Source organism: Pseudomonas idahonensis, assembly GCF_037903935.1.
In the GTDB taxonomy this organism is placed as follows: Bacteria; Pseudomonadota; Gammaproteobacteria; order Pseudomonadales; family Pseudomonadaceae; genus Aquipseudomonas; species Aquipseudomonas danubii.
Genome location: NZ_CP149586.1, coordinates 5,969,701 through 5,981,621 on the forward strand (window position 1 = coordinate 5,969,701; position 11,921 = coordinate 5,981,621).

The following is an 11,921-nucleotide window of genomic DNA, read 5'->3' on the forward strand; positions in this document are numbered from 1 at the left end:
CACAACGCTAGGAACCTGTAGGTATGGCCCCTATAATGCGCGGTTCTTTGAATCACGTGAGACCGAGGTCCATGGCCAAGAAGCTTTACATCGAAACCCACGGTTGCCAGATGAACGAGTACGACAGCTCGCGCATGGTGGACCTGCTGGGTGAACATCAGGCCCTGGAAGTCACCGCCCGCGCCGAAGACGCTGACGTCATCCTGCTTAACACCTGCTCCATTCGCGAGCGCGCCCAGGACCGGGTGTACTCGCAACTGGGGCGCTGGCGCGAGCTGAAGCTGGCCAACCCGGACATGGTGATCGCCGTCGGTGGCTGCGTGGCCAGTCAGGAAGGCGCGGCCATCCGTGATCGAGCGCCCTACGTGGACGTGGTCTTCGGCCCGCAGACGCTGCACCGCCTGCCGGAAATGATCGACGTCGCTCGCGCCACCAAACTGCCGCAAGTGGATGTCTCGTTCCCGGAAATCGAAAAGTTCGACCACCTGCCCGAGCCGCGCATCGACGGCCCCAGCGCCTATGTGTCGGTGATGGAAGGCTGCAGCAAGTACTGCACGTTCTGCGTAGTGCCTTACACCCGCGGCGAAGAAGTCAGCCGGCCATTTGACGACGTGATCGCCGAGATCATCCACCTGGCGGAGAACGGTGTGCGTGAAGTCACCTTGCTGGGCCAGAACGTCAACGGCTACCGGGGTCAGACCCACGACGGGCGCATGGCGGACCTGGCCGAGTTGATCCGCGTAGTGGCCGCTGTCGATGGTATCGAACGAATTCGCTACACCACCTCGCACCCTCTGGAGTTCTCCGACAGCCTGATCCAGGCTCATGCCGAAGTACCAGAGCTGGTGAAACACCTGCACCTGCCGGTGCAATCGGGCTCGGACCGCATTCTGGCGGCGATGAAACGCAACCACACAGCTTTGGAATACAAGTCCAAGCTGCGCAAGCTACGGGCGGCAGTCCCGGGAATCTGCATCAGCTCGGACTTTATCGTCGGTTTCCCCGGCGAGACGGAGAAAGACTTCCAGCAGACCATGAAGCTGATCGAGGACGTAGGCTTCGACTTCTCCTACTCCTTTATCTACAGCCAGCGCCCAGGTACCCCGGCTGCAGACCTCGCCGACGACACACCCGAAGCGCTGAAGAAGGAGCGTCTGAACGCACTGCAGCATCGCCTGAACCAGCAAGGATTCGAGATCAGCCGACAAATGGTCGGCTCGACCCAACGCATTCTGGTCACCGATTACTCCAAGAAAGACCCTGGCGAATTGCAGGGCCGTACCGAGAACAACCGAATCGTCAACTTCCGTTGCGACAATCCCACACTGATCGGCCAGTTCGCCGACGTGCACATCGATTCGGCTCAGCCCCATTCGCTACGCGGCTCGCTGTTATCGTAAGCACTGACTTGTGTAGGAGCGGGCTTGTGCAGGAGCTGGCTTGCCGGCGAAGAAACCTTCAAGAGCACCTTCGCCGGCGAGCCGGCTCCTACAAAGAAAGCATCACCGGCCATTGCACCGCATAAGAGCTTTCGCACCCAGGCCGCTGGCGTTATCCTTGAATTCATCTTAATTGCCGTTGGGCGGCTAAAAAACGACCTTGAACGCACCCATAGAACCTCATCGTTTCATCCTCGAGCCCTTCGAGGCTCGCCGCTTCGCCAATCTGTGCGGGCAATTCGACGAGCATTTGCGCTTGATCGAACAGCGCCTGATGATCGAGATCCGCAACCGCGGCAATCAGTTCGAGCTGATTGGCGAACCCAAGCACACCACCTCCGCGGAAAATCTTCTGCGCCGTCTCTACCGGGAAACCAAGGGCACCGAGCTATCGCCGGACCTGGTACACCTGTTCCTCCAGGAATCCGCCGTGGAAGAGTTGGACAACCCATCGGTGGCCGATGCCGCCATAGCCCTGCGCACCAAGAAAGGCATGATTCGCCCTCGCGGCCTGAATCAGCAGCGCTATGTCAAAGAAATCCTCGGCAATGACATCAACTTCGGCATTGGCCCGGCCGGTACCGGCAAGACCTACCTCGCGGTGGCTTGCGCCGTAGATGCCCTAGAGCGCGAGCAAGTGCGGCGCATCCTGTTGGTGCGGCCAGCCGTGGAAGCGGGCGAGAAGCTCGGTTTCCTGCCCGGCGATCTGGCACAAAAAATCGACCCGTACCTGCGCCCGCTGTATGACGCGCTGTATGAAATGCTCGGTTTCGAACAAGTAGCCAAGCTGATCGAGCGCCAGGTCATCGAGATCGCGCCCCTGGCCTACATGCGCGGCCGGACCCTGAACAACAGCTTCATCATCCTCGACGAAAGCCAGAACACCACCGTGGAACAGATGAAAATGTTCCTCACCCGAATCGGTTTCGGCTCCACCGCAGTGATCACCGGCGACATCACCCAGGTCGACCTGCCCAAAGGCACCAAGTCGGGCCTGGCCCAAGTGATCAACGTGCTCAAGGATGTACCCGGCATCAGCTTCACTCACTTCATGCCCAAGGACGTGGTGCGCCATCCACTGGTGCAACGCATTGTCGAAGCCTATGAACGCTTCGAGCTGCGAGCCGAGGACGAGGCCGCCAAGGCTTCAGCCGACAGAGGCAACCGCCGCGATGCTTGAGCTTGACCTGCAACGCGCCAGCCAGCAGCCGGCCCCCAGCGATGAAGAGTTCCGCCAGTGGTGCGAGCTGGCTCTGCGCCAGCGCACCGCCGATTCGGAACTGACCATCCGCCTGGTGGACGAAGACGAAGGCCGTGAGCTGAATCACACCTGGCGTCACAAAGATTACGCAACCAATGTGCTGTCATTTCCTGCCGACGTGCCGGATGAACTGCTGGATATCCCCTTGCTGGGGGACCTGGTGATCTGCATTGCGGTGGTCGAACGCGAAGCCGCCGAACAAGGCAAGGAACTTAAGGCCCACTGGGCCCATCTGGTCATTCACGGCTGCTTGCATCTATTGGGTTACGACCATATAGATGATGACGAAGCCGAAGAAATGGAAGCACTGGAACGAACGTTGCTTGCTGAGCTGGGTCACCCCGACCCGTATGCAGACGACGAAAGCTGATCAACAACCACCTGTAACAACCAAGGATTCAGAGCAATCGCTATGAGCGAAGATCGATCGAGCAACGGGCAAAAGTCATGGCTGGGCAAACTGACCCAGGCTTTTGCCCATGAGCCGAAAAACCGCCAGGAGCTGCTGGAGCTGCTGCGCGAAGCCCATCAGAACAAATTGCTGGACAGCGAAGCGCTGGCCATCGTCGAAGGCGCCATCCAGGTAGCTGACCTGCAAGTCCGGGACATCATGGTTCCGCGCTCGCAGATGATCAGCATCAAGGCGACCCAGACACCCCGGGAGTTCCTGCCTGCAGTCATCGATTCGGCGCACTCGCGCTACCCGGTGATCGGCGAAAGCCATGACGACGTGATGGGCGTCCTGCTGGCCAAGGACCTGCTGCCGCTGATCCTCAAGGAGAACGGCGACAGCTTCAACATCAAGGACCTGCTGCGCCCGGCGACCTTCGTCCCCGAGTCCAAGCGCCTGAACGTGCTGCTGCGCGAGTTCCGTGCCAACCACAACCACATGGCCATCGTCATCGACGAATACGGCGGCGTGGCAGGCCTGGTGACCATCGAAGACGTGCTGGAACAGATCGTCGGCGACATCGAGGACGAGCATGACGTCGAGGAAGACAGCTACATCAAACCGCTTCCCAGCGGTGACTTCCTGATCAAGGCGCTGACGCCGATCGAGAACTTCAACGAGTTTTTCGACAGCGACTTCTCCGATGACGAGTTCGATACCGTGGGCGGCCTGGTGATGAGTGCTTTCGGCCACTTGCCAAAACGCAACGAAATCACTGAAATCGGCGCCTATCGCTTCCGCGTGCTCAACGCCGACAGCCGGCGGATTCATCTGCTGCGCCTGACCCCCATCTCCCGCTAGGGACAAGGGGCATCAGCCCTCCCCCGCACAGAATCATCGTCCCCAGGCCAACGACCTGGCCTGGGGACGACAGATCTCGGGGGCGGACTGTCAAACAGCGCTGCAGGATTCGCCGCTCATCTGAATCCACCCACCCCATCTCCTCGTGCCCCGCCCGGCGCGAAACAGGAAAGAGCTGATGAAACGCCTCTTGCAGCGCTCAACCCGACCCGGCTGGCCCGGCAACCTGCTGGCCGTTGCAGCCGGCGCCATTACCACCCTGGCCTTGGCGCCCTATGACATCTGGCCGCTGGCGCTGCTGGCGGTAGGACTGTTCTATGCCGGTCTGCGGGAGCTCACGCCCCGCCAGGCCCTGGGCCGGGGCTGGTGCTTCGGCTTCGGCCTGTTCGGCGCCGGTACCAGCTGGATCTACGTCAGTATCCACACCTACGGCGGCGCGTCGGCTTTGCTCGCCGGCGTGCTGATGCTGGCCTTCATCGCCGCCATTGCCTGGTTCTTTGCCCTGCCCGCATGGCTCTGGGCCCGCTGGCTGCGGCGCAACGAAGCACCGCTGGCGGATGCTCTGGCTTTCGCTGCTCTGTGGCTGGGGCAGGAAGCGTTTCGCGGCTGGTTCCTTACCGGTTTCCCCTGGCTCTACTCCGGCTACAGCCAGCTTGACGGCCCCCTGGCCGGACTCGCGCCTGTGGGCGGCATCTGGCTGATTTCCTTCTCCCTGGCGTTGACCGCTGCATTGCTCTACAACCTGCCGCGCCTGATCAAGGCCGGACGCAAGGGGTTTATTGCCGCCGGCCTGTTGCTGCTGGCTGCGCCCTGGGCAGTTGGCCTGGCACTCAAAGGTCACGCCTGGACCAGCCCTTCGGGTGATCCGCTTTCGGTCGCCGCCATTCAGGGCAATATCGAACAAAGCATGAAATGGGACCCGGCCGAGCTCAATGCCCAACTGGCTCTGTACCGCGACATGAGTTTCAGCAGCAAGCGGGTAGACCTGCTGGTCTGGCCGGAAACCGCGGTTCCGGTGCTCAAGGAGTCCGCCGAGGGCTACCTGACGATGATGGGCAACTTTGCCGCCGACCGTCATTCCGCACTGATTACCGGCGTTCCGGTGCGCCAACTGGTGCACCATGAAAAACGCTACTTCAACGGCATCACCGTGACCGGCGAAGGCGATGGCACCTACCTGAAACAAAAACTGGTGCCCTTTGGCGAGTATGTGCCCCTACAGGAGCTGCTGCGTGGCCTGATCGACTTCTTCAACCTGCCAATGTCGGATTTTGCCCGCGGCCCGGCCGACCAGCCGTTACTGCAAGCCAAGGGGTATCAGATTGCGCCGTTCATCTGTTACGAAGTGGTCTACCCTGAGTTCGCCGCCGGTCTTTCGGCCCGCAGCGACCTGCTGCTGACCATCAGCAACGACACCTGGTTCGGCACCTCCATCGGCCCTCTTCAGCATTTGCAGATGGCGCAGATGCGCGCCCTGGAAGCCGGACGCTGGATGATCCGCGCCACCAACAACGGGGTCACCGGGCTGATTGATCCGTTCGGCAAAATCACCGTGCAGATTCCACAGTTCGAACGGGGCATTCTCTATGGCGAAGTGGTGCCCATGCATAACCTGACACCGTACTTGCAGTGGCGCTCATGGCCACTGGCAGTGCTCTGCGCCCTGCTGTTTGGCTGGGCCTTGTTGGCCAGCCGCATCGCCAAGACCGTTTAGAAACCTTCGCCCGCAAGCCGGCTCCGACTGGAGTCGGCCCTGTGATCAGCGATAAAAGAGGCGATAACCTAACTGGCCCACCGCCTCGTTCAGCAACTGGCCGCTCTGCCAGATCGACTTGAACTCCGGCATCCAGCCTCCCAACGGCCGGGCGTTGTCCACGCCCAGAAAACCTACCGGTGCTGGCACCACAACAAACCCTGCGCGCTCAAAACTCCAGACCGAACGTGGCATGTGCCAGGCCTGGGTCACGACCACCACGCGCTTGATACCCAGTGGCTGCAAGACTTCGGCGCTGAACTGGGCGTTTTCCCAGGTGGTGCGGCTACGACCTTCCTGCCAGCGCACGCTCACGCCAAAGTCATTGAGCAGCGATTCGGCCATCAGCGCAGCTTCGGTGGGCGGCGTACCGTAATGCAGGCCGCCGCTGGTCAATAGGGGCAGCCCGGAAGCCTTGGCCAGCCGCGCGGCATAACGCTCGCGCTCCAACCCCACGCCCGTGGGCTGATCAGAACCCCAAGCCGGATCACCCCGCTCACGGCCGGAACCCAGGACCACGATCGCGTCCGCCTGCTCTGCCAGGCTGGCCCATTGGCTCTGTGGCAAGGGCGGCAACCGTTCAAGCCCACGGGCACCCCACTCCACCATTACCGGCAGGCTCATCAACCAGAAGCCGCCCAACCCCAGGACAAAGCACCATCGCGCCAGCCGAGGCCTGGACCGACGCAGACTCCAGGCCAGTAGAAGCAACAGCAAGAGAATGCCGGGCGGCAGCAGTAACTGTTTGATGAAATAACGAAAAGGCATCGAGCATCTCCAAAAGATGCTCGAAGCCTAAAGGGGATACCCATGCGGCAACAACCGCTGACAGGCACTTTCGCTTTCGAGGTCCTCGGCAACGACCTCTCAACCCAATGAAGGGCTCGGGACCTACTTGAACTGCTGGGACCGGACGCTTACCGAATCCCTGAGGGGCGCCTGATCCTTCAACCAAATGACCTTGGCCGAACGGGGCCTTTCCTGGTGTTGCGGACTGCCCGATACATTGACCTGCATTTCATGCTGACTGCGGGCCAGGTAGGCCCTGATCAACTCGAACTCAGCAGGGCTCAACCCCCGCAGCTCCAACTCGACCGGCCGTTCATTGCGCAGTCGATCCGCAGTTCTTGCCGCATCCAGGGCCAGAGCCAGTCGATTCAGCAGCCTTTCATACACCTCCGGTTCTGTTACTTTTCGCTGCGACTCAAGCATCCGTTCACCTCATCGAAGATAAGAATCACTCCCCTTTTTGAGCTTAGTCGGACAGCTGAAAGCGACGCGCCGCCGCGACCAACGGCCCGCGCGAGCAATCAGGGTTTCCCTCGGCAGAGTGCGGTCATGTATGCTACGGCGCTTCCTGTAACTCCACTTCCAGCTCCACCGGGCCCTGAAAAACGCCGTATTTGGCGCCATCACTACCCGAGGTTGCGTTGAAGAGGATTAGGCCACCCCTATTCAGTACAAAAGTAGCCATGCACGAACACTATCAGCCCCGTGAAATCGAAGCCGCCGCCCAGTCGTTCTGGGATGAGCAAAAGTCCTTTGAAGTCAGAGAACAGCCAGGCAAGGAAACTTACTACTGCCTATCGATGTTCCCTTACCCCAGCGGCAAGCTACACATGGGGCACGTGCGCAACTACACCATCGGCGACGTGATTTCCCGCTACCAGCGCATGCAAGGCAAGAACGTCCTGCAACCCATGGGTTGGGACGCCTTCGGCATGCCGGCGGAAAACGCCGCGATGAAGAATAACGTCGCACCGGCCAAGTGGACCTACGAAAACATCGCCTACATGAAGACCCAACTGCGCAGCCTGGGCCTGGCGGTGGACTGGTCTCGTGAGGTCACCACCTGCAAGCCGGACTACTACCGCTGGGAACAGTGGCTGTTCACCCGCCTGTTCGAAAAAGGCGTGATCTACCGTAAGAACGGCACCGTGAACTGGGACCCGGTCGACCAGACCGTCCTGGCCAACGAACAGGTGATCGATGGCCGCGGCTGGCGCTCCGGGGCGCTGATCGAAAAGCGCGAAATCCCAATGTACTACTTCAAGATCACCGCCTACGCGGATGAGCTGCTGGAGAGTCTCGACGAGCTGCCGGGCTGGCCCGAGCAGGTCAAGACCATGCAACGCAACTGGATCGGCAAGTCCCGTGGCATGGAAGTGCAGTTCCCTTACGATCAGGCGTCGATCGGCGAAACCGGCACCCTGAAAGTCTTTACCACCCGTCCCGACACCCTGATGGGCGCGACTTACGTCGCCGTCGCGGCCGAACACCCGCTGGCCACCCTGGCCGCCCGCAACAACCCTGAGCTGCAGGCGTTCATTGCCGAATGCAAAGGCGGCAGCGTTGCCGAAGCCGACATGGCGACCCAGGAGAAAAAAGGCCTGCCGACCTCGCTGTTCGTCGAGCACCCACTGACTGGCGAGAAGCTTCCGGTCTGGGTCGCCAACTACGTGCTGATGCACTATGGCGATGGCGCAGTAATGGCAGTGCCGGCCCACGATGAGCGCGACTTCGAGTTCGCCAGCAAGTACGGCCTGCCGATCAAGGCCGTGGTGCGCACCAGCGCCGGCGATGAGACGCCTGCCCCATGGCAGGACGCTTACGGCGAGCACGGCGAACTGATCAACTCCGGCGAATTCAACGGCCTGGACTTCCCCGGCGCGTTCGACGCCATCGAAGTGGCCCTGCTGAAGAAGAACCTCGGCCAATCGCGTACCCAGTTCCGCCTGCGGGACTGGGGCATCAGCCGCCAGCGTTACTGGGGCTGCCCGATCCCGATCATCCACTGCGACAGCTGCGGCGATGTGCCGGTGCCGGAAGACCAATTGCCGGTCGTGTTGCCGGAAGATGTGGTGCCGGACGGCGCCGGTTCGCCCCTGGCACGCATGCCTGAGTTCTACGAGTGCAGTTGCCCGAAATGCGGCGCACCGGCCAAGCGTGAAACCGACACCATGGACACCTTCGTCGAATCGTCGTGGTACTACGCCCGCTACGCCTCGCCGCACTATGAAGGCGGCCTGGTGGAAAAATCGGCAGCCGACCATTGGCTGCCGGTGGACCAGTACATCGGCGGTATCGAACACGCCATCCTGCACCTGCTCTACGCGCGCTTCTTCCACAAGCTGATGCGTGACGAAGGCCTGGTGAGCTCCAACGAGCCATTCAAGAACCTGCTGACCCAAGGCATGGTGATCGCCGAGACCTACTACCGTCGTGAAGCCAACGGTGCCTACACCTGGTTCAACCCGGCGGACGTCGAACTCGAACGCGACAGCAAGGCCAAGGTCATCAGCGCCAAGCTGATCGCGGACGGCCTGCCGGTGGAAATCGGCGGCACCGAGAAGATGGCCAAGTCGAAGAACAACGGCGTCGACCCACAGTCGATGATTGACCAGTTCGGCGCAGACACCTGCCGCCTGTTCATGATGTTCGCCTCGCCACCTGACATGAGTGCCGAATGGTCGGACTCCGGCGTTGAAGGCTCGCACCGTTTCCTCAAGCGCGTCTGGCGCCTGGCTCAAGCACATGTCACCCAGGGCCTGCCGGGCACACTGGATATCGCCAGCCTGAACGACGAGCAGAAAGCCATTCGCCGCTCGATCCACCAAGCCATCAAGCAGGCCAGCCACGACGTGGGCCAGAACCACAAATTCAACACCGCCATCGCCCAGGTGATGACGCTGATGAACGTGTTGGAAAAAGCCCCGCAAGGTACCGAGCAGGATCGCGCACTGGTTCAGGAAGGTCTGGAAACCGTAACCTTGCTGCTGGCGCCGATCACCCCGCACATCAGCCACGAACTGTGGAATCGCCTGGGTCACGCCGACCCGGTGATCGACGCAGGCTGGCCGGTATTGGACGAAAGCGCCCTGGTTCAGGACAGCCTGCAACTGGTCATCCAGGTCAACGGCAAGCTGCGCGGCCAGATCGAAATGCCGGCCAGCGCCAGCCGTGAAGAAGTCGAAGCTGCGGCGCGCAGCAACGAGAACGTGCTGCGCTTCACCGAAGGCCTGACCATCCGCAAGGTCATCGTGGTGCCTGGCAAACTGGTCAACATCGTCGCCAGCTAATTGGATCAGGCGCCCGGTCCGGGACCGGGTGCCGAACAAAACCTTCAGGGCCACAAGGTTGGCCCATATGGTTTCAAGGGGAGCAATACATGATCAAACGTAACCTGCTGGTGATGGGCCTGGCTGTTCTGCTGAGCGCCTGTGGCTTCCAGTTGCGCGGCACGGGAACCCAGGAGCTGACCATCAAGGAGCTCGACCTGAGTGCTCGGGACGCCTACGGCACCACCGTGAAAATGCTCCAGCAGCAACTGGAAAACAGTGGCGTGCGGGTCCATGCCGGCGCGCCCTACAAGCTGGTGCTGCTGAATGAGGAAAACTCCCAGCGCACGCTCAGCTACACCGGCGGTGGCAGCTCGGCCGAATACGAGATCAGCACAACCCTCAGGTACGAGATCCTGACTCACGACAACCTGCACCTGCTCAACGACAAGCTGGAAGTGCAGAAAGTCTTCCTGCACGACGGCAACAACATCACTGGTTCGGATCAGGAATCGTCGGAAACCCGCAAGGAAATGCGTCGCGACCTGATCCAGCGCATGCTGATCCGTCTGCAACTGCTGACCCCGGAACAACTTGCTCAGTTGCAGGCGACCGCCGAGGCCAAAGCCAAGGCAGAAGCCGACGCCCTGGAAGCCGCGCGCAAGGCTGAGGCGGAAACTCCGCAACAGTCTCCCTTGGAACTGCCGAACCAGTAAGCCTTGCGGGGCGCTCAGGCGCCCCTCTGGCCCCCGCCTATGAAACTCGCCCCCGCCCAACTCGGCAAACACCTGCAAGGCACACTAGCGCCGGTCTACGTGATCAGCGGCGACGATCCCCTGCTGTGCCAGGAAGCCGCCGACGCCATTCGCTCTGCCGTGCGCCAGCAGGGATTCGACGAGCGCCAGGTCTTCAGCGCCGATGCCAGCTTCGACTGGGGCACCCTGCTGCAAGCAGGGGCCAGCATGTCGCTGTTCGCAGAAAAGCGCCTGCTGGAGTTGCGCCTGCCTTCGGGCAAGCCTGGGGACAAGGGTGCAGCAGCACTGATCGAATACTGTTCGCGTCCGGCCGAAGACACGGTGCTGTTGATCAGCCTGCCCAAGCTCGACGGCAGCGCACAGAAGACCAAGTGGGGCAAGGCCCTGGTCGAAGGTGCCCAGACTCAGTTCGTGCAGATCTGGCCGGTGGACGCCAACCAGCTTCCACAGTGGATTCGCCAGCGCCTGTCACAGGCCGGCCTGTCCGCCAGCCAGGACGCCGTCGAGCTGATCGCCGCCCGGGTAGAAGGCAACCTGCTGGCGGCCGCACAGGAAATCGAAAAGCTCAAGCTGATGGCCGAAGGTGGGCAGATCACCGTCGAAACGGTACAGGCCGCCGTGGCCGATAGTGCTCGCTTCGACGTGTTTGGGCTGGTGGATGCGATTCTCAACGGCGAGGCCGCCCATGCCTTGCGCATGCTTGAAGGACTGAGGGGCGAAGGCGTCGAACCGCCGGTCATTCTCTGGGCCCTGTCCCGGGAACTGCGACTGCTGGCCAACCTGGCACTGCAATTCAGCCAGGGCGTGCCACTGGACAAGGTGTTCAGTCAGGCTCGCCCTCCCGTCTGGGACAAGCGCAAACCCCTGATGAGCAAAGCCTTGCAGCGCTATTCGGCGCAACGTTGGGGTCAATTGCTACTGGATGCCCAGCGCATCGATGCCCAGATCAAGGGCCAAGCCAGTGGTTCGCCCTGGAGCAGCCTGAGCCGCCTGTCGCTGCTGATGGCCGGCCAACGCCTGGCCCTGCCTGCCGAATAATCGCGCTACTTATCTTTTGCTTGCACTAGGGTCTGTTCTCGTTTGGCCCAGCAACGCGGCTCGTCACCAAACGGGAACAGACCCTAGACAGCAACGCCACTCTGGCCGATGATTCGCGCCGCAACACTTCTCATCCTGAAACAGCGAGCACTCACCATGAGCAAGCCATCCAAGCATGGCCCCAACAAGGCCAAATCCATCATCGCCCAGCCACTGTTCCGCAGCCGTCAGGAACGCCCAGCCAAGGGCAAAGGCAGCTACCGCCGTGAAGCCTTCCAGTCTAAAAGCTGGGAGGCTTCTTACTTTCTGGCCGCCTAAAGCCCTGAACCCCGTTGGCATGATAAGGTCTGCACCTGATTGTTATT

At 61.2% G+C, this 11,921-nt stretch carries 11 protein-coding genes; 9 read left to right on the forward strand and 2 right to left on the reverse strand.

Annotated elements, in window-relative coordinates; translation table 11 throughout:
- Nucleotides 1-71: 71 nt before the first annotated feature.
- From miaB to lnt, 5 genes are all read left to right on the forward strand, one after another.
- Nucleotides 72-1,400, forward strand: a complete 1,329-nt coding sequence (miaB, locus tag WIN67_RS26990) for a tRNA (N6-isopentenyl adenosine(37)-C2)-methylthiotransferase MiaB (RefSeq protein ID WP_162884095.1) — start codon at nt 72-74, stop codon at nt 1,398-1,400.
- Nucleotides 1,401-1,599: 199 nt separating this feature from the next.
- Complete coding sequence (locus WIN67_RS26995) at nt 1,600-2,619, forward strand: PhoH family protein (protein WP_102865361.1); 1,020 nt, start codon at nt 1,600-1,602, stop codon at nt 2,617-2,619.
- Nucleotides 2,612-3,070 carry an rRNA maturation RNase YbeY gene (gene ybeY / locus WIN67_RS27000; RefSeq protein WP_102865360.1) on the forward strand — a complete coding sequence of 153 codons (459 nt, stop codon included), beginning with the start codon at nt 2,612-2,614 and terminating at the stop codon, nt 3,068-3,070. Before WIN67_RS26995 ends, ybeY begins: the two co-directional genes overlap by 8 nt.
- A gap of 42 nt (nt 3,071-3,112) precedes the next feature.
- The gene (locus tag WIN67_RS27005) at nt 3,113-3,952 is read left to right on the forward strand and encodes an HlyC/CorC family transporter (RefSeq protein WP_011063653.1); all 840 of its coding nucleotides are present in this window, start codon (nt 3,113-3,115) and stop codon (nt 3,950-3,952) included.
- A 190-nt stretch (nt 3,953-4,142) separates the two neighbouring features.
- Nucleotides 4,143-5,666, forward strand: a complete 1,524-nt coding sequence (gene lnt / locus WIN67_RS27010) for an apolipoprotein N-acyltransferase (RefSeq protein ID WP_102882407.1) — start codon at nt 4,143-4,145, stop codon at nt 5,664-5,666.
- Nucleotides 5,667-5,711: 45 nt separating this feature from the next.
- On the opposite strand, the gene WIN67_RS27015 is transcribed toward lnt, so the two are convergent.
- Both WIN67_RS27015 and WIN67_RS27020 read right to left on the reverse strand, forming a co-directional pair.
- A complete protein-coding gene (locus WIN67_RS27015; protein WP_102865359.1) occupies nt 5,712-6,473 on the reverse strand; it encodes a YdcF family protein in 762 nt (253 codons plus the stop codon).
- Nucleotides 6,474-6,596: 123 nt separating this feature from the next.
- Nucleotides 6,597-6,917 (reverse strand): hypothetical protein, encoded by a 321-nt coding sequence (locus WIN67_RS27020; protein WP_102865358.1) that lies wholly within the window; start codon nt 6,915-6,917, stop codon nt 6,597-6,599.
- A 260-nt stretch (nt 6,918-7,177) separates the two neighbouring features.
- On the opposite strand from WIN67_RS27020, the gene leuS reads away from it, so the two are divergent.
- The 4 genes from leuS to arfA all read left to right on the forward strand — a co-directional run bounded on the left by leuS (nt 7,178) and on the right by arfA (nt 11,874).
- Nucleotides 7,178-9,784 carry a leucine--tRNA ligase gene (leuS, locus tag WIN67_RS27025; protein WP_102882327.1) on the forward strand — a complete coding sequence of 869 codons (2,607 nt, stop codon included), beginning with the start codon at nt 7,178-7,180 and terminating at the stop codon, nt 9,782-9,784.
- An 89-nt stretch (nt 9,785-9,873) separates the two neighbouring features.
- On the forward strand, nt 9,874-10,479 hold the full coding sequence (gene lptE, locus WIN67_RS27030) for an LPS assembly lipoprotein LptE (RefSeq protein WP_102882328.1): 606 nt from the start codon (nt 9,874-9,876) through the stop codon (nt 10,477-10,479).
- Nucleotides 10,480-10,518: 39 nt separating this feature from the next.
- Entirely contained in the window at nt 10,519-11,556 is a 1,038-nt protein-coding gene (holA, locus tag WIN67_RS27035; protein ID WP_115581007.1) for a DNA polymerase III subunit delta, read from the forward strand.
- A gap of 156 nt (nt 11,557-11,712) precedes the next feature.
- The gene (gene arfA / locus WIN67_RS27040) at nt 11,713-11,874 is read left to right on the forward strand and encodes an alternative ribosome rescue factor ArfA (protein WP_007927093.1); all 162 of its coding nucleotides are present in this window, start codon (nt 11,713-11,715) and stop codon (nt 11,872-11,874) included.
- Nucleotides 11,875-11,921: the final 47 nt, after the last annotated feature.